Origin of the sequence: Arthrobacter sp. BB-1 (assembly GCF_006151685.1) — a bacterium.
In the GTDB taxonomy this organism is placed as follows: domain Bacteria; phylum Actinomycetota; class Actinomycetes; order Actinomycetales; family Micrococcaceae; genus Arthrobacter.
The window spans coordinates 41,493-63,829 of the sequence record NZ_VDEV01000029.1; the positions used below are offsets into that span (position 1 = coordinate 41,493).

A 22,337-nucleotide genomic window follows, 5' to 3' on the forward strand; every position below is an offset into this window, starting at 1 on the left:
TTTGGTTATGGAAGCGGTTTTGGGCAGGGTTGCCGGCCGGAAGCTGGTCCGCCGGGACGGCGTCGCGGTCCACGGAAATGACCTGGTGGCCCTTCCTTGCAAGCCCGGCAACGACCCTTCGCCCAGCCGGCCGGAGCCGCCGGTGACGAAGATCCTGCTCATTGTTGTTCCTTCAGGTTCTGGGGCCGGTCACTTGCCGCGGCGGAGGTCGACGCCGAGATCCAGGTCCTCGATGCGTACGGGCAGGGAGGACTCAAGGGAGCGGTTGCCGGCGATGCCGACCGAAACGGAGCGCAGTCCGTCCAGGTACCCCGATGGACGGCCCAGCGGGTCCTCGGCCGGGCCGTTGAAGAGGTCGGAGAGGAGCAGGTCGTCGCCGCCGCCGTGGCCTCCCTCACCGTTAACGATGGGCACCTCATATGCTGCTTCCCAGTGGCGCTGGACCACCAAACGTTCACCGTTGCGGCGGATGGCGCCGTCTTCCTCGATGGGGGTGGCGCTGGGATCCACCACGGTCTTTTTGTCCGTGCTAAGGACCGCGGCACGTTCCACGACCTCCAGCTCGGCGCGGCCTTCAGTGCCGTTGACCGCCACGCGGTAGCCCTCCCAGGGACTGTGGGCGTTAAGGGAGTAGCTCAGGCGCGGGCCGCCCTGGTACTCCACCACCAGCGCAAGGTTGTCCTCAATGGTGATGCCTTCGGTGAAGACGTCCTGGTCGCGGCGGTAGCCGTCGAAATGTTCGTTGTCCAGGAACAGCGCCTTGAGCCGCTGGTCCTCCCTTAGGTCAAGCGCGAACGGATCCTTCTCGTGGGCCGGGGCATCGGCGTCGGGCGTTCCCCGTTCCGGCCTGGGGCCGAGGCCGCGCTCCGCTGCGTTCTTGTCGCCGTAGAACTTCAGCCCGCCTGAGGCGAAGACACGCTCGGGCACGTCATCGATCCACCAGTTGACCAGGTCGAAGTGGTGGGAGGCCTTGTGGATCAGCAGCCCGCCGGAGTTCTTCTTCTCCCGGTGCCAGCGGCGGAAGTAGTCCGCCCCGTGCACGGTGTCCAGCACCCAGCTGAAGTCGATGGAAGTGACCTTGCCGATCACGCCGCTCTGGATGACTTCCTTGAGCGCGCTGTTGCGGGGCGAATAGCGGTAGTTGAAGGTGACCACCACGTTGCGGCCGGTCTCCTGCACTGCCTGGGTGACGCGGCGGCATCCTTCGGCGTCAATGGTGAGGGGCTTTTCGACGACGACGTCGGCACCGGCGCGCAGTCCCTCCACGATGTAATCTGCGTGCGTGTAGTCCGGCGTCGTGACGATGACGCGGTCGATGTTGTTGGCCTGGATGAACGCGGTGAGGTCCGCCGGATCAAAGGAAGCGACGGGTCCCGGGGCACCGAGTTCCTGGATGAGCTGCTGGTAGAACTCCACGCGGCCGGGGTTCACGTCGGAAAACGCGATGAGTTCGGCAGTATCGGCGTGCCTGCCGAAGATGGCGCGGATGTACATCTCGGAGCGGCCGCCGGTCCCGATCAGGGCGATCCGGGCCCTGCCGTCCTGATGAGCGCGAGCGCCGGCGGCGGGAGCAGCCCCGATGCTCTCCGCGGACTCGGACCGGGCCTCTGAGGCAGAAGTCGACTCGGCTGTGTTGACCATGAGGGTCCCTTTCGAAGGCTTAAGACCGGCCCGCTGGGCCGCTGTTCTGTGAAGATCGGCGGAATCGGGAACAGGAGAGAAATCGGTTTCCCATCCCGTTATATGCTGTCACTCACTGCATGATTTGACGAGAACGTCGACACGGAGTTGGCCGGGTCCCCCTGCCAGCGGAACTGCGCCCAGGCCTGCCGGCTCCGACGCAAAGGAAGGGGCCAGCCATGGTCAGGAAATCGGCTTCCGGCCGGATCGGCATCGCGGATGTTGCCGTGAAGGCGGGCGTCTCGCACGCCACGGTTTCGCGCGTCATGAACGGCAACTTCACTGTTGACCCTGAGATCGCTGCCCGAGTGAGGGCGGCTGCGGCTGAACTCAAGTACCAGCCCAACCCGGTGGGCCGAAGCCTGGCCCTCGGCAAGACCGACACCATCGGCATCGTGGTGCCGGACCTGGCCAACCCCACCTTCCAGGCCATCCTCCGTGGGCTGAGCCGTGCGGCGGCCGAGGACGGCTACCGTGTCCTGATCGCGGACTCCTTCGAAGTCTCCAGCAAGGAGTCAATCCTTGCGGGTGAAGCCCGCAGGCGCTGCGACGGCCTGGTCCTGTGCGCACCGCGCATGAGCGACGCCGAACTGGAGGAAATTGCCCCCTCACTGCGCCCGCTGGTGCTCATCAACCGCACCACGGCAGCCGCAGATGTCCCAAGCCTGGTGGTGGATTATGGCCAGGGCGTGCAGGCCATCGCCGAACATCTGGTGGAGCTCGGCCATACGCGCCTCGCCTTCCTGGCAGGGCCTCCCCGCAGCGCCTCCAACAACCTCAGGCTCCAAGGCCTGGAGGCGTTCAAGGCCGCCCACCCGCAGGTTGAGGTCACCATGCTCGAAGGAGGCTCCGATTTCGATACCGGCCATGGGGCAGTGGACGCGGTGCTGGAGAGCGGCGCCACCGGGATCCTGGCGTTCAACGACCTCGTTGCCATGGGCCTGATGAGCGGGCTGCACGAACGCGGCCTGGACGTCCCCGGCGACATCTCCGTCACCGGGTTCGACGACATCCCCTTTGCCCAATACACGACGCCGGCGCTCACCACGGCAGCGGTTCCCATCACTGAGCTTGGGGCGCAGGCCTGGCACCAGCTGCGGGCCCTCATCCGCAACGAAGAAAGCCAGGCTCCCGGCAGCCGCTACCAGCCGCGGCTCGAAGTGCGGGCCAGCACAGGCCCGGCCAAAGCCGCCCGCACTGCGGTGCACGGCTGACGCCCCTTCACGGAGCCGGCCGGACCTCCGCCGGATTCAGCCCCGCTTCCTTGTAGTACCCCTGGATGTGGGCAGCAACGAGCTTTGCCGCGCGTTCGCCGTCGTCATTCCTGATCGCCGCGAGGATGGCGCGGTGCTCCGATTTCAGCCGCGAGGCCGTGTCCTCCCAGTCGGGGAGGTTGGACGTGAGCTGCGCGGCATACCCCTGGATGGATTCGCGCAGCGATCCCATCATGGCGCTCACTACGGCATTGCCGGCAGCGTCCGCCAGGGCAAGGTGGAAACGGACATCCAGGGCCAGGAAGTCGTCCACGGCGAGCCCCTCCTCGGCCATCTCGTCCAGCAGCGCGCCGGCCGTCGCCAGCTCCGGCGCATCTGGCCTGGCCTTGGACGCCGCCCATGACTCCAGGAGCACCCGGGTCTCCACGATGTCAGCTACCGGGAGGTGCTGGGTGGCAACGTGGAGCCGCAGGGCGGAGCCAAGGGCCGCCGTCGGATCCGAAATGACCACGGTCCCCGCCTCCGGGCCAGAGCCGACCCCGGCCCGGACCACGCCCATGGCTTCAAGGATCCTGATCGCCTCGCGCACGGACGTTCGCGACACCTTCAGCTGTTCCGCCAGCGTGCGCTCAGCCGGGAGGCGGCCGCCCACGGCCAGCCTGCCCTCGGAAAGCTCTTCCTCGATCCATGACAAAACAAGCTGGTGCGTCCGCATAGGGAAATGGTACTTGATGTGGTTGGACCACATAGCCTACAGTGTGGTTAGACCACAGGAGGTCCCGGATGCGGACCTGCCCGCCCAATGGAGGACGCCATGACCCACACCATCCAGCCCAACAATCCGGAAACGACACCCGCACCGGACGCGACTGCCATTCCGGCCGCGGCCGCGCCGGCCGCCGCACCGGCCGCCGCTGGTGTGCCGGCAGCGCTGAAGCGCCGCGTCCCGAAGTACTCGGACCTGGCACCGCTGATGCAGTTCAAGAAGCCAGGGTTCAGCAAGGAAGCCCGGCTCAAGCGGGCCAGCACCATCTGGGAACTGCGGGACATCGCCAAGCGCCGCACCCCGCAGGCGCCCTTTGACTACACGGACGGCGCCGCCGAAGGCGAAATCACCCTCCGCCGGGCACGCGAGGCCTTCCTGGACATCGAATTCCGGCCCGGCATCCTGCGGAACGTCTCCGCGATCGACCTCAGCACCGAGATCCTGGGAAAGCCGTCCCGCCTGCCGGTGGGGATCGCGCCCACCGGCTTCACGCGGATGATGCAGTCCGAGGGCGAGTACGCCGGCTCCCAGGCAGCAGAGGCCGCCGGTATCCCCTACACCCTGTCCACCATGGGCACGGCCTCCATTGAAGACGTTGCCGCCGCCGCCCCGAACGGCCGCAACTGGTTCCAGCTGTACCTGTGGACGGACCGCGACCGCTCCCTGGAACTGATTGAGCGGGCCGCCAAGGCCGGCAACGATACCCTGATGGTCACTGTGGACACCGCTGTGGCCGGTGCCCGCCTCCGCGATGTCCGCAACGGCATGACCATCCCGCCGGCGCTGACCCTCAAGACGGTTCTCGATGCGTCCTACCGTCCCGCGTGGTGGTTCAACTTCCTCACGCACGAGCCGCTGACCTTCGCTTCGCTCTCGCGGTACACCGGCACGGTGGCGGACCTGATCAACTCGATGTTCGATCCCACCCTCACCTTCGAGGACCTGGACTGGCTGCGCGAAACCTGGAAGGGCAACCTGGTGGTCAAGGGCATCCAGACCGTTGAGGACGCCCGCCGGGTTGTTGACCACGGCGCGGACGGCGTCATCCTGTCCAACCACGGCGGCCGCCAGCTGGACCGGGCACCCATCCCCTTCCACCTGCTCCCCGAGGTCAAACAGGCGTTCACCGCGGACAACACAGATGCGGCGATCATCCTGGATACCGGCATCATGAGCGGCGCGGACATCGTGGCAGCCCTGGCCCTGGGCGCCGACTTTACGCTGATCGGCCGCGCCTACCTCTACGGCCTGATGGCGGGCGGCCGGGCCGGAGTTGACCGCACGCTGCAGATCCTCGAGAAGGACATGGCCCGCACCATGGCGCTGCTGGGCGTCAGCAAGGTCTCGGAACTTACCCCGGACCACGTGCGGGTGCTCAACAAGTAGGCGCCCGCCCAACTGAGTAGCGCTAAGTGTCGTTTTGACGGTTCAAAACGACACTTGGCGCTACCTACTTGGGGTTGGCGGCTATTTCTTGCGGCCGAACTTGGGCAGGTTGGCCAGGAGGTCGGCTGCCTTGGTGGCGGCGCGGCCCACGGTCCGGCCGATCTGCTGGGGGACGCTGTCGTCACTCAGCGGCGCCGAGGTTCCGCCAGGAATCACGACGGCGGGACTCAGCTCTGCCCCGGCCGGCGCCAGGACTCCGGCGGACACGGCCTCGGCCGCCACTGCCCCGGCAGTAGCGGGCTCCTTGTGTGCGGCTGCCGCCTTTCGGGCCGGTGCGGGGGCAGCTTCAGGCTGCTGGCCTTCAGTGGCTGCGGCCGGGGCCGGGCTGGCTGCCGCTGCTGGCGCCGGCGCCGCCGAACCGACGTCGAGCGTTTCCAGCCAGCTGGCGATCCCCTCCAGCGGCTTACGGTTCAGCGCGTAGTAGCGCTTTTGGCCCTGTGCCCTCATGCTCACCAGCTGGGCCTCGCGAAGGACTTTGAGGTGCTTGGAGATAGTGGGCTGGCTGGCCGCCAGTTCCTCCACCAGTTCGCCCACGGCCTTGTCTCCGGAACGGAGGGAGACCAGGATGTCCCGCCGGGTCGATTCCGCTATGACGGCAAATACGTCGTCTGTCACCATGCCTCCCACCCTAGCGACATATACGCCGAAAGGCATCAACTATTTCGGCCGGTATCGGTCCCATTGCCCAGGTTTCGCGGCAGTGCTAGAACGGTGTCACTGCTGCCCAAATATCCCGGCAGCGGCCACACTGGCCTAGAGGGGTGGGTGGTGATGGAATTCCTTCGCCAGCAACTGTTCAACATCATCGCGTTCGTGTTCCTGGGCCTTTTTGTAGCGGTCTGGGGCGCGGTGCTGCTGCGCGTCGGATTCTGGGTGCCGGACGGGCGGACGGTCGCGCCGCCCCTCAACGGAGCCCTGGTCACGGCGGCCGGAGTGCTCGCCACGTCCTTGAGTTCACTGACAGCGTCAGCCTTAGGATTCACCATCGCCGAGGTCCGCCGGGACGAGCTCCAGCGCGAGCCGGGCAGGCCATCAGGACCGGGGACCACGGCCAGCACCGTGGCCTTCAATCCTTCCGAGGTCACGGCCAGGCTGTCGGGGCGGATCGTCGCTGCCATCGTGGTCTACCTCGCGGTGGGCCTGGCTGTCCTGCTCCTCTGGCTGGCCAAGGAGACCGCATCCACAGACCTGATCGGCGCGTTCGCGTTGTCCCTGCTGGGCTGGCTCATCGGTGCCGCCGGGGTGGTGTTCCAGACGGAAAAGCCCAGCAGCTGACCCCGTAGTCAGTCAAACCACGGGTCCAGCCCATGCAGCGGGAAGACGGACTTCCGCGTAGCCATGACGGTCCGGTCCACGGCATCGTTCGGGTCGAAGCCCACTTCCCAGGACCGCCACCAGAGCTCCACGTCATCGCCCATCAGGAGGGGGGCGTCCGTGCCGAACTTCGCCAGCACATAGGCGCGCCAGTCCTCGGGGACGGGCGTTCGCAGCGGCACGGGCCGCCCTGACGCGATGGCAATCAGGTGGCTCCAAGACCGCGGGACCACGTCCGTGACGTTGTACCCGCCGCCCCCGGTGGCGATCCAGCGGTTGCCGCAGTGGCGGGCGGCAAGATTGCCGACGGCGGATGCGGCCTCGCGCTGCCCGTCGACGCTGAGGTTGAGGTGGGTCAGCGGGTCGTTGCGGTGGGAATCGCACCCGTGCTGGCTGACGATCACCTCCGGCTGGAAAGCGGCCACCAGCTGCGGCACCACCGCGTGGAACGCCCGGAGCCAGCCGGCATCCCCCGTCCCCGAGGGCAGAGCTACGTTAACCGCTGTCCCTTCGGCCTGCGGACCGCCGATCTCGTTGGCGAATCCCGTCCCAGGGAAGAGCGTGAGGCCGCTCTCGTGCAGCGAAATGGTGAGCACGCGGGGATCATTCCAGAAGATGCTCTCCGTCCCGTCCCCGTGGTGGGCGTCGACGTCGATGTACGCCACCTTGCCAATCCCGCCGTCGAGCAGCTTCTGCACGGCAAGTGCAGCGTCGTTGTAGATACAGAACCCGCTGGCCCGCTCGCGGGCGGCATGGTGCATGCCGCCGCCGAAGTTGACCGCGTGCAGCGCGGAGCCGTCCAGGATCCGGGAGGCGGACAGCAGCGAACCGCCGGCGAGCCGGGCTGCGGCCTCGTGCATGCCCGCGAAGGCGGGATCATCTTCAGTGCCCAGCCCGCGGGCTTCGTCGGGCTCGCCGGGGTTGGCGCTGACCCTGCGGACCGCCGCAACAAAGTCCGCGGAATGCACTGACTCCAGCTCGGCGTCGTCCGCCACTTCGGGCGCTTCCACCGCAACGTGGTCCAGGCCGAACAATCCGAGGCTGCCGGCCAGGCGGGCCGTCAGGTCCATCCGCTCCGGCGCCATCGGATGGCCCGGGCCGAAATTGTAGGCGGTCATGTCGGAACTCCACGCCACCACCGTTGGGGGCGCGGGCTGGCTGAGACCCGGGAGGTATGTCATCAATCACAGGCTACCTGAGGCGGCAGCCCCTCCTGCCCGGCCATTACGCCGGCATTAGTGGTTTACTACTGAGGGAAGCAGTTTCGACCGAGGAAAAGCCACACATGACGCAAAGCCAGTCGAGGCCCCGGAACCCGGCCAGCTGGCATCCCGCAGCGCAGGAGCGGGAAGGCCTCTGGATCCTTACGCGGCTGCGCGACTTCATTGACGACATCGCGAACACCTCCCCGGCCAGGCTCGCCCTGACCGTGTTCGCCGCCGTGTGCCTGGTGTTCACCCTCATCCTCTCGCTGCCGGTCTCCTCCGCCGCCGGCACCCCCACCCCGATCCACCAGGCGCTGTTCACGGCTGTTTCGGCCGTGTGCGTCACCGGCCTGACGGTGGTGTCGACGGCGGTCCACTGGTCCTTCTTCGGGCAGCTGGTGATCCTGGTGGGCGTCTTCATCGGAGGCCTGGGCACGCTGACGCTGGCCTCGTTGCTGGCCCTGATGGTCAGCAAGCGGCTGGGCGTGCGGGGCAAAATCATCGCGGCGGAATCCATGAACAACGCAGGCCGCCTGGGCGAGGTGGGCACCCTGCTGCGGATCGTCATCACAACATCGGTGGTGATCGAAGGGATCCTGGCGCTGGCCCTGGTCCCGCGGTTCCTCACCCTGGGTGAGCCGTTCTGGCAGTCAGTCTGGCACGGCATCTTCTACTCCATCTCCGCCTTCAACAACGCAGGTTTCACCCCGCATTCGGACGGCATCGTGCCCTACGAAACGGACCTCTGGATCCTGGTGCCGCTGATGCTCGGCGTCTTCCTGGGCAGCCTCGGTTTCCCCGTGGTGATGGTCCTGCAGCAGAACGGGCTTAACTGGAAGAAATGGAACCTCCATACCAAGCTCACCATCCAGGTGTCCTTCATCCTCCTGTTTGCCGGCACTTTCCTGTGGGCCTTGATGGAGTGGGACAACCTGCGGACCATCGGAACCATGAATTTGGGCGACAAGGTGACGCACTCCCTGTTTGCCTCCGTCATGATGCGTTCCGGCGGCTTCAACCTGGTGGACCAGAACCAGATGGAATCCACCACCATGTTGTTGACCGACGCGCTGATGTTTGCCGGCGGCGGCTCGGCATCCACCGCCGGCGGCATCAAGGTCACCACCATCGCCGTGATGTTCCTGGCGATTGTGGCGGAGGCCAGGGGTGACGCCGACGTGCAGGTGTACGGCCGGACCATCCCGCAGGGCACCATGCGCGTTGCGATTTCCGTGATTGTGGCTGGCGCCACCCTGGTGTCCGTCTCCGCTTTCCTCCTGCTGCACATCAGCGGGGCGTCCCTGGACCGGGTGCTGTTCGAGACCATTTCAGCCTTCGCCACCGTGGGGCTCAGCACCAACCTCAGCGCGGAGGTGGCGCCGGCGGGCGTCTACGTCCTTGCCGGCCTGATGTTCGCCGGCCGCGTCGGCACCGTGACCCTTGCGGCCGCCCTGGCCCTCCGCCAGCGCAGCCAGTTGTACCACTATCCCGAAGAGAGGCCCATCATTGGCTAGTTCCCCAGACGCCCCACGGCGCCCCGCCCACAACGCTCCAGTGCTGGTGATCGGGCTGGGCCGCTTCGGTTCATCCACGGCAGAACAACTGGTGAAGCAGGGCCGGGAAGTCCTGGCCATTGAACGGGACCGGTCCCTGGTGCAGAAGTGGGCCCCGCTGCTGACCCACGTGGTGGAGGCCGACGCCACCAACATCGATGCGCTCCGCCAACTCGGCGCACAGGAGTTCAGCTCCGCCGTCGTGGGCGTGGGCACGTCCATCGAGTCCTCCGTGCTGATCACTGTCAACTTGGTGGACCTAGGCATCGAGCACCTGTGGGTGAAGGCGATTACCCCCTCGCACGGCAAGATCCTCACGCGGATCGGCGCCAACCATGTGATCTATCCGGAGGCCGACGCCGGCGTCCGGGCAGCCCACCTGGTGTCCGGCCGGATGCTCGACTTCATCGAGTTCGACGACGACTTCGCGATCGTGAAAATGTACCCGCCGCGCGAAACGGTGGGGTTCACCCTGGACGAGTCAAAGGTCCGCTCCAAGTACGGCGTGACGATCGTGGGCGTGAAGTCGCCCGGCGAGGACTTCACGTATGCCCGTCCGGAGACCAAGGTGTCCTCCCGGGACATGCTGATCGTGTCCGGCCACGTGGACCTGCTGGAACGGTTCGCTGCCCGGCCTTGACCTGGGGATTAGCCGAGCTGCTTGGTGATTTCGGCTGCCCGCTCCGTAGCCGCGCGGGCCCCGGCCACAATGATGGCGGGAAGGCCCCGCTCGTCAAAGGTGGCGATGGCCCGTTCGGTGGTGCCGTTCGGGCTGGTCACGGCCCTGCGCAGCGCTGATGGATCCGCACCGGGCTCGGCCAGCATATAGCCGGCTCCGGCCACGGTTTCCCTGGCCAGGAGAAGGGACAGTTCGGCATCCAGGCCCAATTCCCGGCCGGCTGCCGCCATCGCTTCCGCCAGATAGAACGCGTAGGCGGGTCCAGAGCCGCTGATGGCCGAGACGGCGTCCACCTGCTCCTCGGGGACCTCCACCACCGTTCCCGCACCCTGCAGGACGTCCTTGACCCTTTGAAGCTGCTCGGGCGTGCAGTTCGTCCCCGGCGACACGGACACCACGCCGCGGCCCAGCTTCGCGGGAGTATTGGGCATGGCGCGGACTACCGGCTGCCCCGGCGGCAGGGCGGCCTCGAGCTGGGCGATGGACACCGCGGCAGCCACGCTGACCACGACGGCGGTCGGCGAGAGGGAGCGGCTGATCTCACGGGCAAGTTCAATGATGCCGACAGGCTTGACGCCAAGGATGACGACGCCGGATCCCTTGGTTGCCTGTTTGTTGTTGTCCGGCTCCTCCTCACCGGCGATCGCGGTCACCCCGTGGTGCCGCTCGGCGAGTTCCGCGGCGCGCTCGGCACGCCGGACCGTGGCGACGACGTCCGCCGGGTCCGTCCCCGCTTCCAGCAGGCCACTCAGAATTGCTTCGTTCATGGATCCACAGCCCAGGAAGGCGATTCGGTTGCTCATGGCTCCATCATTACAGTTGGGCCCTGCCGGTGCCGAACTTGATGACCAGGAGGTGGACATCCTTTTCTTCGGGGAACTCACTAAAAAACACTCACAGCTGGCTCACATGTAAGGCGCAGGTGCCTCACAAGTTGGGCTCCTAACGTAGTAACTACCTCATTGAGGGTGCGAGTGATGCGGCAGGGATGGGGATTCCTGCCAGGGCACCGGTGGTCGGCAACAGGTTTTCCCCCATTTTCCTGTTGCGGACCCCGGTGCTTCCGCCTTTAACGGCCTGCCGGGATTTGACGTCCGCCATGGGCCCGCGGTCCGCAGCGCGCTACGCCGGGGCTTCCACGACCTGCGGCGCCGCCACATGGGGGGCGGGCTCCAGCGGCCCGGAAAACACCAGCTGGTCCAGCCTGCGCAGAATCAGGCCCTCACGCAGGGCCCAGGGGCAGATCCGGAGTTTCTTGAACTTGAAGAGCTCCAGCGCGGCCTCGGCAACCAGTGCGCCGGCCAGCAGCTGGTGGGCACGTGCCTCGGAAACCCCCGGCAGGTGCAGGCGGTCCTCGGCCTTCATCGCCGAGATGCGCTGCGCCCATACTCCAAGGTCCGTTGCATGGAGCTCCCGCTTGACGTACGGGCCGGCCGCGCTCGGGGCCGCGCCGGCGATCCGGGCAAGGGAGCGGAAAGTCTTGGATGTTCCCGCCACAACGTTGGCACGGCCCAGCCCGTCGAATTCCCGCACGGCGGGCTTGAGGGTGGCCTGGATGTACCGCCGCAGTTCCTTGACGCTCTTGGCCGTCGGCGGGTCCTCGGACAGCCAGTCCCGGGTGAGCCTGCTGGCACCCAGCGGCACGGAGGTGGCGACTTCCGGAAGCTCGTCCTGGCCGAAGGCCATCTCGAAGGAGCCGCCGCCGATGTCCAGGTTGAGGATGGGCCCCGCGCCCCAGCCGTGCCAGCGCCTGACGGCGAAAAAGGTCATTGACGCTTCTTCGCTGCCGGTGAGCTCCTGCAGCGTGACGGTGGTTTCGTGCTTGACGCGCGCCAGGACCTCAGGGCCGTTGGTGGCCTCGCGGATGGCCGACGTACAGAAGGCCAGGAGGTCCTCGGCCTTATGCCTGGCGGCAAACTCCCAGGCTTCCAGCACGAAATCGGTGAGCTCGTGCTGGCCGGCATCGCTGATGCTGCCGTCGGGTTCCAGATACTGGACCAGGGACAGGGGGCGCTTGTGCGAGGCAAACGGCACTGGCCGCGCGCCGGGGTGCGCATCCACCAGGAGGAGATGGACAGTGTTTGACCCGATATCGAGGACGCCTAGCCGCATGGTGCCATTATTGCTCGTCGGCCCGCTTGAAGTCGCGCTTGATGTTGGCCACACCCTCGGGGTTGATCTCGAACCCGTACGCCGCGCCCGGGTTGATGACCATGCCAAGCTCGTCGCCGATGTTCGCGATGATGGCTGCGCCCTGGGTGCCAAGCACGTTCGGCGCCGCTTCGAGGTACTGCTGGTCCACGCGGCTGGGGTGCGAGAAGACGGCAAGGACGGGGTCGCCGTCGGCATTGCCCAGGACCAGCGGTTCCACCTGGGAGTCCTCGCCCTCGATGCCGTCCGAACTGATGATGTAGACCTCGCTGTTCAGGAAGGACAGGATGACGTCCACGGGGCTCGCATCAGGCTCTCCGCCCTTGGCGAGCTTCTCCTCGAGGTCGTTCAGGGGCGTAGTGTCATCAATTCCGGGCTGTTCAGTCATCCCCCTACCCGATCACGATCCGATGCCGCATGCAAACATATGTGCTGGCGTGCGGGCCACCTGCGCTATTTCTTCGCCGTTGCCTTCTTCTTGGCCGGCGCCTTGCGGGCGGCAGTGCGCTTCACCGGACCCTTGGCACGCTTCTCCGCCAGCAGTTCCACGGCCTGTTCGCGGGTCAGCTCCTCCAGGGAGGTAGCGCGGGGCACGGTGATGTTGGTAATCCCGTCCGTGATGTAGGGGCCGAAGCGGCCTTCCTTCACCACGATGTTCTTCTCCGACACCGGATCCGGGCCGAACTCCGCCAGCGGTGGGACGGCGGCACGGGCACCGCGCTGCTTCGGCTGGGAGTAGATCTCCAGCGCCTGCTCCAGCGTGATGGTGAAGATCTCCTCCTCCGAGCCGATGGACCGGGAATCCGTCCCCTTCTTCAGGTAGGGCCCGAACCGGCCGTTCTGCACCGTGATGAGGTTGCCTTCGGCGTCCTCGCCCAGGACCCGGGGCAGGCTCATCAGCTGCAGCGCCTCGTCCAGGGTCACCGACTCGACGGTCATGGACTTGAACAGCGAGCCTGTGCGGGGCTTGGCCTTGACCGGCTTCTTGGGCGGCTTGGGCTTGCCGTTCTTGTAGTACTCCACCGGCTGGGCGGCGATCTGTTCCTCGGTCATCTCGGGGATGACCTCGGTGACGTATGCGCCGTAGCGGCCGTTCTTTGCGACGACGGTGTGCCCGGTGTGCGGGTCCGTGCCCAGCACGCGTTCCTCAGGGGCGGCGGTCTCCATCAGCTCAATGGCCTTGGCGGCGGTCAGCTCGTCCGGCGCGAGGTCCTCGGGCACGTTGGCGCGGGCCGACTCCACGATCTCGCCGGTCTTCGGGTCAACCGTGGCTGCGGAGCTTTCGAGGTACGGGCCGAACTTGCCCACCCGGAGCGTGATCTGGTCCGTGATGGGGATGGAGTTGATTTCCCGCGCGTCGATTTCGCCGAGGTTGTTCACGATGCTCAGCAGGCCCGGATCGGAATCTTCACCAAAGTAGAAGTGCCGCAGCCAGGAAGCGCCCACGGCCTGCCCGTTGGCGATCTTGTCCAGGTCGCCTTCCATGTCCGCGGTGAACTCGTAGTCCACGTAGTCGCTGAAATGCTGCTCCAGCAGGCGGATCACCGAGAAGGCGATCCAGCTGGGCACCAGGGCCGAGCCCTGCTTCCGGACGTAGCCGCGGTCCTGGATGGTGGAGATGGTGGAGGCGTAGGTGGACGGGCGTCCGATGCCCTTCTTCTCCAGCTCCGCGGTCAGCGATGCTTCGGTGTAGCGCGGCGGCGGCGAGGTTTCGTGGCCAACCGCCACGATCTCGGATGCGGCCAGCGAATCACCCTTGGCCACGTTGGGGAGGCGGCGGGCTTCGTCGGAATCGTCGTCGCCGCGGGTCTCGTCCTTGCCTTCCTCATAGGCGGCAAGGAAGCCGGGGAACGTGATCACGGTGCCGGACGCGGAGAACTCAGCGTCACGCCCGTCCGCAGCGACGGCACCCAGGCGGATGGTCGCCGTCGAGCCCTTGGCGTCAGCCATCTGGGAAGCGACGGTGCGCTTCCAGATCAGTTCGTAGAGCCGGAATTCGTCGCCGGAGAGCTGCTTGGCCACCTGGGCCGGGGTGCGGAAGGAGTCGCCGGCGGGACGGATGGCCTCGTGTGCTTCCTGCGCGTTCGCTGCCTTGCCGGTGTACACGCGCGGGGACTGCGGGATGTATTCGGGACCGTACAGCTCCGAAGCCTGGCGGCGGGCGGCCGTGACAGCTTCATCACTCAGGGCCGATGAGTCCGTACGCATATAGGTGATGTAGCCGTTTTCGTACAGCCGCTGGGCCACCTGCATGGTGCTCTTGGAGGAGAAGCGCAGCTTGCGGCCCGCTTCCTGCTGCAGGGTGGAAGTGGTGAACGGCGCGGCGGGACGGCGGGTGTACGGCTTCGTATCAACGGACCGGACGCGGAACTCGGCGTCCTGCAGCCCTGCTGCAAGGGAGGTTGCCAGCTCCTCGTTGAGGTGCGCGACGTTCTTCGAGGTGAGGACGCCGTCGTCGTTGAAGTCCCGCCCGCTGGCCACCTTGGCGCCGTCCACGGCGGCCAGCTTGGCTTTGAAGGACCCGGCGTCTGCGCCGAACTGGCCGGTGAGGTCCCAGTACGAGGCGGCCTTGAACGCCATCCGCTCGCGCTCCCGGTCCACCACCATGCGGGTCACCACGGACTGCACGCGGCCGGCGGACAGGCCGCGGGCCACCTTGCGCCACAGGACCGGGGAAATTTCGTAGCCGTAGAGACGGTCCAGGACGCGGCGGGTCTCCTGGGCATCCACGAGGGCGGAATCGACGTCGCGCAGGTTGCCCATGGCGCGCTGGATGGCTTCCTTGGTGATTTCGCCGAACGTCATCCGGTACACGGGGACCTTGGGCTTGAGCACTTCGAGCAGGTGCCACGCGATGGCTTCGCCCTCGCGGTCCCCATCGGTTGCGAGGTAAAGTTCGTCGGCGTCCTTGAGCGCGGCCTTGAGCTCAGTCACCTTTTTCTTTTTGTCCGGGGACACCACGTAGTACGGCTTGAAGTCGTGGTCAATGTCGACGGCGAACTTGCCTACCGAGGTCTTCTTCAGCTCAGCGGGGAGTTCGGACGGCTGGGGAAGGTCGCGGATGTGACCAATGGAGGCCTCTACGATGAAGCCCTCGCCGAGGTACTTGGCGATGGTCTTGCTCTTGGCCGGAGACTCCACAATCACGAGTTTCTTGCCGGTTTTGGCCTTGCTTGGCACGGTGCTCCTACAGAAAAAGGTTGCTCGGGCAGATGCGCCCATACTGGCCTAGTTCACCATATTTTGCAGAAATGTGCGCATCCATGTTGAAAAGAGGGGGATTGGCCGGACGGCCTTCAGCGCCCGGATCCCCGCCCTATTCCGCTGCCGGGATCAGGAAGCCGTCCCGCACCAGGTTGGCCACCTCGGTGAGCAGCCCGGCCCGGAAGGAGGCGGCGTCGAACCCGTCCCCGCCGCCCAGCAGCGCCTCCAGGGCGCCGGTGATCTGCCCCGCCGTCAGGTCGCCGTCGCAGGCTGAAACAAAGCCGGCGAGCTCAGTGCTGAGCAGGTTGGTCCGGCGCAGCCCTGCGCCCTGGCGCAGCAGGATCACACCGGGGTGTTCGGCGCCCGGCCGCTGGTGGCGCTCCTCCGTGACGTCCTCTGCCACCAGCAGGTGCGCGTCCTCCAGCGCGTGCGCGGCCAGCCAGTCAGCACGTTCGACGGCGGCCCCCAGGTGGGGTCCGATCGGCTGCTCGATGGGGTAAGTGATTTCCTCAAACCGGCTGATGGCGGCCTGCCCGGGTTCAACCGGGCGGCGCAGCCAGACCATGCCGAAGCCGATGCCTTCCACGTTCCTGGACTCGAAGTCTGCAAGATAGGCCGCGTAAGCCTCCCGATAGTGCTGCCGGTCCCGGCCCTCGGAGGCGTCCCGGAGCCATGTTTCCGCGTACTGTTCCGGCCCCACCTGCTCGCGCTGGATGAACCAGGCGTCAATGCCCGGACCGGCCCAGCTTTGCGGCCGTTCCTGCCATGACGTTCCCGCAATGACCTCCCAGTTGCCTAGAAGCTGGGCTGTTCCGGCAGGCGCGAGGACGGACGGCAGTGCCTTGACGAGCGAGGAGACAATCTCATCGCCCGGCAGGCCGCCGTCGCGGTAGGTGAACTGTCCTGCCGCGTCCTCGCCTGCGCTGCGGGGGGTGATCACGAACGGAGGATTGGACACCACCAGCCCGAACTCCTCCCCCGCCACAGGGTCCAGGAGCGATCCGAGGCGTAGGCTCACCCGGTCCCCAAGCCGCGCCGGATCAACAGAAAGCGCCTCGGCATTAAGGAGGATGTTGAAGCGGGTGAAGGCCAGGGCGCGTTCGGAGATGTCCGTTGCGGTGACGTGCCGGCAGTGCTGGAGCAGGTGGAACGCCTGGATGCCGCAGCCCGTGCCGAGGTCCAACGCCCGGTCAGTGCGGCGGCGGACGGTGGTCTGCACCAAGGTGGTGGACGCATGGCCGATGCCCAGGACGTGGTCGTGCCGGAGCACCCCTTCCTGCTGGTGGGCCGCCAGGTCGCTCGCCACCCAGAGTTCCGCGCCCCCGCTGCCGTTCGTGGCGTCCCCCGGGGTGCCGTCCCAGCCGTAGGGCCGCAGGTCCACCTTCGCTGCCAGCAGCCCCGGGCCGGGAACGGGCTCCACCAGCCCCAGCGTGAGCAGGCCTTCAGCACGGATGCCCGGGAGGGCGGGGTCGAGCGTTTCCACCGCCTGCGGCTCGGCGAGGAGCCAGAGGCGGACGACGGCGGCGAGCGCCTTGTTTCCTTCGTCCTGCCGCACGGCCCGGTCGGCGGCGAGCAGGGCGGGGATGGTCTGGTCCCGGTCCAGGGCAGCGGAGGCGGCGGGGCCCAGGAGCCGGGCGACACCGTCGGGCGTGTAGTCCAGCTTGCGCAGGTCTGCGGCGAGGGCCGCGAGGAGCTCCGGCTGGTCGCTGCGGGGCGCGTCCGGTGTGTTGCCGGCGGTGAACTCGTATGGGGATTCAGGCACCGCTCAAGTTTAGTCCGGCGGGCTGCGGGGCCTTGCGGCGGCGTAGACGGGGTAGCGTGGAGCCATGCCTTCCCGTTTTGCCGTCCTTTTGCGCGCCCGGCTGCAGCGTCCGGGGCGCGCCCGCCTTTTCCCGTGGTCCGGAGTAGTGGCAGGCGCGGCCGCCCTTGCCCTGGCCGGCTGCTCCCCGGTGGTGTCGGTCGAGAACGCGGACGTTCCACAGTGGCAGGCAACCGCGCTGCCCTCTGCGCCGGGCGCCGTCGTCGAGGACGCCGGCAAGATCCTCAACCGGAACCGCATTGTTAAGGAAGCCGCGGATGTTCCAGCAGGACGCTACGTCCTGACTGCGACGTGCGATGGCGGCGGAAAGGCGTTCTTCGCCGTGTCGCTTAATGGGGCAATGCTGGCGGACGCGGGAGCCGCGTGCAATGGCAGCCGAGAGACAACCAAAATCGCGCTGCCCCAGGCCGGCAAACTGGAAATCAGCGCTTCGAGCGTGGACGCGCCCCTCATCTACGCGTACCGGCTGGATCCCGCCGGATAACGGTACTTTCGGCTCTGGCCCGCCGGCGGCGGCGGGCATACAGTCTGACTATGCCCAGCGTGCGGATCGCCTCCGCGCCTTGTACCGTGCGGACGCCCCACGTTCGCACACCCCCGGTACCGCCGGCCCGGAAGCCACGCGCCGCCGTCGTCATTGCTGCGCTGGCCGCCTCGATGGTGCTCGGAGGGTGCGAATATACGTACGACGACGGCCGGAACCTGCCCGGGCCCGTCGAGGCAGAGGCAACGCGGCTCCCAGGGCCGGTGTTCACGCGCGACCCGCTGCAGAACGACCCCGTCAGCGAGGCTGAACTTGGTTCGTGGGTGGCCCGGACACTGCCGGACACGGGACAACCGGTGGCCCACGCCAGGTCGGGGCTCATTGCAGCCGGGGAGGTTCGGACCGAGTCGACGCCCGTCCTGGGGACCGGCACGTATGCCCTGGCCCTGGCGTGCCGCAGCCAGCGGCGCGTGACCTTCACTGTCCGCAGCGAGTCACTTACGCTGGTGGACCTGGGGCTTCGGTGCGGGATCAACCGGGAAAACGTCATTTACCTTTCCTCGGAAACAGCCCTCACCATCCGGGTGGAAGCCAGGACGGGCGCGAACTACGCCTACCGGCTGCGGCTTCTCTCAGATCCTGTTCCCTAGGCTGCGCACCCCTCGGGGCAGCGCAGGGTCTCCGGGCTTGACGCGCAGTCGGCACAGTACAGGGTGAGGGTGCGGCAACTCGGGTTTGAGCAGTTCTCGAACTTGCTGGTGGGCGCTGCGCAGCGCGTGCACTTGCCGATGGTCTTGGCTTCTTCGCTGAACTCGAGGTGCATGCGCTTGTCGAAGACGTAGAGCGAGCCTTCCCAGAGTCCTTGGTCCTTGAAGGCCTCGCCGTAGCGGACGATGCCGCCGTCCAGCTGGTAGACCTCCTTGAAGCCCCGGTTCACCATGAGGCTGGAGAGCACCTCGCAGCGGATACCGCCGGTGCAGTAGGTGACTACGGGCTTGTCCTTGAGGTCGTCATACTTGCCGGACTCCAGCTCCGTGATGAAGTCGTGGGTGGTGGCGACGTCGGGGACGATCGCGTCCTTGAAGCGGCCGATCTGGGCTTCGAAGGCATTCCGGCCGTCGAAGAAGACCACGTCCTCCCCGGCCTCCTTCTTGCTGTCCACCAGCTTGTGCAGTTCCTCGGGCTTCAGGTGGATGCCGCCGCCCACCACGCCGTTCCCATCCACCGTGAGTTCCCCGGGCGCGCCGAAGGAGACAATCTCGTCCCGGACCTTGACGCTGAGCCGGGGAAAGTCCTCCGCGCCGCCGTCGGACCATTTCACGTCGATGCCGCGGAAGCCCTTGTACTCCCGGGTGGTCTTCACGTACTGCTTCACGGCGCCGATCTCCCCGCCCACCGTCGCGTTGATGCCGTCCTTGGAGATCAGGATGCGTCCGGTCAGGCCGAGCTTCTCGCACAGCGCGCGCTGCCAGAGGCGTACCGCCTCCGGGTCCGCTATCGGGGTAAAGCCGTAAAAAAGCACGATTCGGTTCAAAGCCACGTATTTAAGGGTACCGGCACGGTCCGCGGGCAGGTGCCTGTGGGTCCGCTCCAGCGTCCGGGACGGTTCCTGGCGGTTTCGGCGCATCACGATTGCATAAGCTCTGTGCCACCCCCTGTTGCTTAAGATCGGGCTGGAATAGTCTCATCCCATGACCCCGGAAACCATGGTTGAAGACATCACTGGCCTTCTTGAGGTGTGGGTGGCAGGCTGGGCAGGTTGCCGCGGCTACAGGACATCCACCGAGGGACGCTTTCCCGCCGTGCTTCGTGCTGACACCAGCGGCGAGTGGGAATTCTTCGCGTCCGAGCCCACGGACGATGAGTTCGCGGCCCTGGCTGCCAGGACCGCGGAAGTTCCGGCCAGGGTCCTCACCATCCTCACCAACGACACAGCCCGCTATTCCGCCCTCGCCGCAAGGCACGGGCTCAATGTCACCTCCGACTCGCAGGCGATGATGATCGTGGACATGGAGACCCAGGACGCCGAGGATCCCTGGCTCTCCGACGACGAACTGACCTGGACCACGTCCGCGCAGAACGGGGTCCACTACGCAGAGGTCCGTTCCGGCGACACCCTGGCCGCCAGCGGACGGGTTTTTGTGGTGGGCGACACTGCAGTGTTCGACAAGATCATCACGGAACCGGCTTTCCAGCGCCGGGGCCTGGGCAGCTTCATCATGCGGGCCCTGGCAGCCAAGGCCTTCGAGCACGACGTGCAGGAAGGGCTTCTGCTGGCCTCCGCGGACGGCCAAAAGCTCTATTCCCACCTCGGCTGGACCACCGTGTCCCGGGTCCTCATGCTGTCCGCTTCCCACGACGGCTCCGACCTCTCCCTGAGCTGAGCCTGTTTACCCCTGTGGCGAACCGGGGCCTTCAAGGCCCCGCCGGGTGAAACAATGTTGGGGTGAACCCCCATGACTCCCTGATTCCTTTGCTGGGCCGCGGCCCGGATCCGGAGCAGCTGCGTCATGTCCGCACTATTCCGGCCCGCGAGGCCGAGCATGAGCCCTGGCCTGCGTGGGTGCATCCGGACCTGGTTGCGGCGTACGGGTCCCTGGGCATCCAGGAGCCCTACCGGCACCAGGTTGAAGCAGCCGGCATTGCCCACGCCGGCGAACACGTTGTGGTGGCCACCGGAACCGCGTCGGGAAAGTCGCTCGCCTATCAGCTCCCGGCCCTGGATGCCATCCACCGTTCCGAACTCCGGGTGCTGGCCGAGCCCGGGAAGATCCACGACGACGGCGCCGTGACGCTCTACCTGTCCCCCACCAAGGCCCTCGCCGCGGACCAGCTCAATGCCATCAGGGCCTTGCAGCTGCCCACCGTGCGGGCGGAAACGTACGACGGCGACACCGACCCCGCGTCGCGCCGCTGGATCAGGGACCACGCCAATTTCATCCTTGCCAACCCGGACATGCTGCACTTCGGGATCCTTCCCAACCACGCCTGGTGGGCCGGATTCTTCCGCCGCCTGCGCTACGTGATCATTGACGAGGCCCACAGCTACCGGGGTGTCTTCGGTTCCCACGTGGCCAACCTGATGCGACGGCTGTGCCGGATCTGCGCGTACTACGGTGCGGGCACGAACTATCCGGAGCCGGTCTTCATCGCGGCCTCTGCCACCGCCTCTGACCCCGAAATCTCCTTCGCCCGGCTGATCGGGGCTCCGGTGAAGGCCGTCTCCAAGGACGGCTCGCCGCACGGCGCCACTACGGTGGCGTTCTGGGAACCCGCCCTGACCGAAGTGCGGGGCGAGAACGGTGCCAAGGAGCGGCGGACGGCGGTGGCTGAAACCGCAGACCTGCTGGCGAACCTGGTGTCGGCCCAAGTGCGCACCATAGCTTTTATCAAATCCCGGCGAGGGGCGGAGACGATCTCCTCCATCACCAAACGCCTCCTGGACGAGGTGGATCCCAGCCTGCCGGAGCGGGTGGCTGCCTACCGTTCCGGGTACCTTCCCGAAGAACGGCGGGCGGTGGAGAAGGCGCTCCGCTCGGGGCGGCTCCTGGGCGTTTCGAGCACTTCCGCTTTGGAACTGGGGATCGACATCTCCGGCCTGGATGCGGTCCTGGTGGCGGGCTGGCCCGGCACCCGCGCGTCCCTGTTCCAGCAGATCGGACGGGCGGGCAGGGCAGGACAGGACGCCATCGCCGCCTTTGTCGCCAGCGATGATCCCCTGGACACCTTCCTGGTGAACCATCCCGAAGCGATTTTCGATGTGTCCGTGGAGGCAACTGTCTTCGACCCCTCGAACCCCTATGTGCTGGGCCCGCACCTGTGCGCCGCGGCGGCGGAACTTCCACTGGGTCCTGCCGAGCTCGGACTCTTCGGCGGCACGGCGGAGTCCCTCCTGGACCGGCTGGTAACCCAAGGGTACCTGCGCCGGAGGCCCGCGGGCTGGTTCTGGACACACTCCCAAAGCGCGGCGGCCATGGTGAACCTGCGGGCCGACGGCGGCGGGCCGGTGAGCATCGTGGATGCCGAGACCGGGTCCCTCCTCGGAACCATGGATTCCCCCCAGACCCACTACCAGGCCCACACCGGTGCGGTTTACATCCACCAGGGTGACAGCTATGTGGTGGAGGACCTGAATGAAGATGACCACTGCGTGATGGTGCGCCGCGCCAATCCCGACTACTACACCACCGCCCGGGACGTCACGCAGATCGAGGTGCTGGAGACGCAGCGCACGGTGCAATGGGGCGACGTTTCCGTGCACTTCGGTGATGTCAAGGTCACTACGCAAGTGGTCTCCTTCCAGCGCAAGGCCCTGATCTCCAATGAGATCCTTGGCGAGGAACCGCTGGAACTGGGTGCCCGCGATCTCTTTACCAAGGCCGTCTGGTTCGTGGTGGACAACCGCTCCCTCACCGGGGCGGGGCTGATCGAGGCGCAGTTTCCCGGCGCTTTGCATGCCGCGGAGCACGCGGCCATTGGCCTGTTGCCCTTGGTAGCGTCCAGCGACCGGTGGGACATCGGCGGCGTGTCCACGGCCCTGCACGCGGACACCGGGGTGCCCACCATTTTTGTGTATGACGGGCATCCCGGCGGCGCGGGCTTCGCCGAACGGGGTTTCGACAAGGCGAAGGTGTGGCTCACGGCCACCCGGGACGCCATCAAGGCCTGCGAGTGCGATTCCGGATGCCCGTCCTGCGTCCAGTCACCGAAATGCGGGAACAAGAACAACCCGCTGGACAAGGCCGCCGCGGTGTCCCTCCTCGACGTCCTGCTCAAAGACGCCACCGAGGCCAGCTCCCTGAGGATGGAAGCCCAGCGCTGA

The 22,337-nt window shown here is 66.8% G+C and carries 19 protein-coding genes and 1 pseudogene; 9 read left to right on the top strand and 11 right to left on the bottom strand.

What is annotated here, in order from left to right; all coding sequences use genetic code 11:
* Positions 1-31: 31 nt before the first annotated feature.
* Both FHJ30_RS21935 and FHJ30_RS16295 read right to left on the bottom strand, forming a co-directional pair.
* Positions 32-162 (bottom strand): annotated as a pseudogene (locus FHJ30_RS21935) (NAD-dependent epimerase/dehydratase family protein); the annotation flags it as partial.
* A 27-nt stretch (positions 163-189) separates the two neighbouring features.
* Entirely contained in the window at positions 190-1,641 is a 1,452-nt protein-coding gene (locus FHJ30_RS16295; RefSeq protein ID WP_139030312.1) for a Gfo/Idh/MocA family protein, read from the bottom strand.
* 218 nt (positions 1,642-1,859) lie between these two features.
* Here FHJ30_RS16295 and FHJ30_RS16300 point away from each other — a divergent pair, with 218 nt between their 5' ends.
* A complete protein-coding gene (locus FHJ30_RS16300; protein ID WP_139030313.1) occupies positions 1,860-2,894 on the top strand; it encodes a LacI family DNA-binding transcriptional regulator in 1,035 nt (344 codons plus the stop codon).
* A 7-nt stretch (positions 2,895-2,901) separates the two neighbouring features.
* Here the strand turns inward: FHJ30_RS16300 and FHJ30_RS16305 are convergent, their stop codons facing one another.
* A complete protein-coding gene (locus tag FHJ30_RS16305; RefSeq protein WP_139030314.1) occupies positions 2,902-3,609 on the bottom strand; it encodes a FadR/GntR family transcriptional regulator in 708 nt (235 codons plus the stop codon).
* Positions 3,610-3,708: 99 nt separating this feature from the next.
* On the opposite strand from FHJ30_RS16305, the gene FHJ30_RS16310 reads away from it, so the two are divergent.
* The gene (locus FHJ30_RS16310) at positions 3,709-5,046 is read left to right on the top strand and encodes an alpha-hydroxy acid oxidase (protein WP_139030315.1); all 1,338 of its coding nucleotides are present in this window, start codon (positions 3,709-3,711) and stop codon (positions 5,044-5,046) included.
* An 81-nt stretch (positions 5,047-5,127) separates the two neighbouring features.
* On the opposite strand, the gene FHJ30_RS16315 is transcribed toward FHJ30_RS16310, so the two are convergent.
* A complete protein-coding gene (locus tag FHJ30_RS16315) occupies positions 5,128-5,724 on the bottom strand; it encodes a helix-turn-helix transcriptional regulator (protein WP_139030316.1) in 597 nt (198 codons plus the stop codon).
* A 153-nt stretch (positions 5,725-5,877) separates the two neighbouring features.
* On the opposite strand from FHJ30_RS16315, the gene FHJ30_RS16320 reads away from it, so the two are divergent.
* Complete coding sequence (locus FHJ30_RS16320) at positions 5,878-6,381, top strand: hypothetical protein (protein WP_139030380.1); 504 nt, start codon at positions 5,878-5,880, stop codon at positions 6,379-6,381.
* A gap of 8 nt (positions 6,382-6,389) precedes the next feature.
* On the opposite strand, the gene FHJ30_RS16325 is transcribed toward FHJ30_RS16320, so the two are convergent.
* Positions 6,390-7,601 carry an acetoin utilization protein AcuC gene (locus FHJ30_RS16325; RefSeq protein WP_139030317.1) on the bottom strand — a complete coding sequence of 404 codons (1,212 nt, stop codon included), beginning with the start codon at positions 7,599-7,601 and terminating at the stop codon, positions 6,390-6,392.
* Positions 7,602-7,705: 104 nt separating this feature from the next.
* Between FHJ30_RS16325 and FHJ30_RS16330 the strand changes: the two genes are divergently transcribed.
* Together FHJ30_RS16330 and FHJ30_RS16335 are read left to right on the top strand one after the other, a co-directional pair.
* Complete coding sequence (locus FHJ30_RS16330; RefSeq protein WP_139030318.1) at positions 7,706-9,139, top strand: TrkH family potassium uptake protein; 1,434 nt, start codon at positions 7,706-7,708, stop codon at positions 9,137-9,139.
* Positions 9,140-9,179: 40 nt separating this feature from the next.
* Positions 9,180-9,818: a TrkA family potassium uptake protein gene (locus FHJ30_RS16335; protein WP_171059109.1), complete on the top strand. Its 639-nt coding sequence runs from the start codon at positions 9,180-9,182 to the stop codon at positions 9,816-9,818.
* Between the two features lie 8 nt (positions 9,819-9,826).
* Here the strand turns inward: FHJ30_RS16335 and proC are convergent, their stop codons facing one another.
* From proC to FHJ30_RS16360, 5 genes are all read right to left on the bottom strand, one after another.
* Entirely contained in the window at positions 9,827-10,660 is an 834-nt protein-coding gene (gene proC, locus FHJ30_RS16340) for a pyrroline-5-carboxylate reductase (RefSeq protein ID WP_139030319.1), read from the bottom strand.
* A 319-nt stretch (positions 10,661-10,979) separates the two neighbouring features.
* Positions 10,980-11,969, bottom strand: a complete 990-nt coding sequence (locus FHJ30_RS16345; protein WP_139030320.1) for a Ppx/GppA phosphatase family protein — start codon at positions 11,967-11,969, stop codon at positions 10,980-10,982.
* A 7-nt stretch (positions 11,970-11,976) separates the two neighbouring features.
* Complete coding sequence (locus tag FHJ30_RS16350; RefSeq protein WP_139030321.1) at positions 11,977-12,396, bottom strand: SseB family protein; 420 nt, start codon at positions 12,394-12,396, stop codon at positions 11,977-11,979.
* Positions 12,397-12,461: 65 nt separating this feature from the next.
* A complete protein-coding gene (topA, locus tag FHJ30_RS16355; RefSeq protein WP_139030322.1) occupies positions 12,462-15,188 on the bottom strand; it encodes a type I DNA topoisomerase in 2,727 nt (908 codons plus the stop codon).
* Positions 15,189-15,324: 136 nt separating this feature from the next.
* Entirely contained in the window at positions 15,325-16,974 is a 1,650-nt protein-coding gene (locus FHJ30_RS16360) for a methyltransferase (RefSeq protein WP_139030323.1), read from the bottom strand.
* 64 nt (positions 16,975-17,038) lie between these two features.
* On the opposite strand from FHJ30_RS16360, the gene FHJ30_RS16365 reads away from it, so the two are divergent.
* On the top strand, positions 17,039-17,515 hold the full coding sequence (locus FHJ30_RS16365) for a hypothetical protein (protein WP_139030324.1): 477 nt from the start codon (positions 17,039-17,041) through the stop codon (positions 17,513-17,515).
* Positions 17,516-17,565: 50 nt separating this feature from the next.
* Positions 17,566-18,165: a hypothetical protein gene (locus FHJ30_RS16370; RefSeq protein WP_240793739.1), complete on the top strand. Its 600-nt coding sequence runs from the start codon at positions 17,566-17,568 to the stop codon at positions 18,163-18,165.
* On the opposite strand, the gene FHJ30_RS16375 is transcribed toward FHJ30_RS16370, so the two are convergent.
* The gene (locus FHJ30_RS16375; RefSeq protein ID WP_139030325.1) at positions 18,162-19,055 is read right to left on the bottom strand and encodes a rhodanese-related sulfurtransferase; all 894 of its coding nucleotides are present in this window, start codon (positions 19,053-19,055) and stop codon (positions 18,162-18,164) included. The genes FHJ30_RS16370 and FHJ30_RS16375 overlap by 4 nt on opposite strands.
* 151 nt (positions 19,056-19,206) lie before the next feature.
* On the opposite strand from FHJ30_RS16375, the gene FHJ30_RS16380 reads away from it, so the two are divergent.
* Positions 19,207-19,899 (top strand): GNAT family N-acetyltransferase, encoded by a 693-nt coding sequence (locus tag FHJ30_RS16380; RefSeq protein ID WP_139030326.1) that lies wholly within the window; start codon positions 19,207-19,209, stop codon positions 19,897-19,899.
* A gap of 62 nt (positions 19,900-19,961) precedes the next feature.
* Positions 19,962-22,337 carry a DEAD/DEAH box helicase gene (locus tag FHJ30_RS16385; RefSeq protein WP_139030327.1) on the top strand — a complete coding sequence of 792 codons (2,376 nt, stop codon included), beginning with the start codon at positions 19,962-19,964 and terminating at the stop codon, positions 22,335-22,337.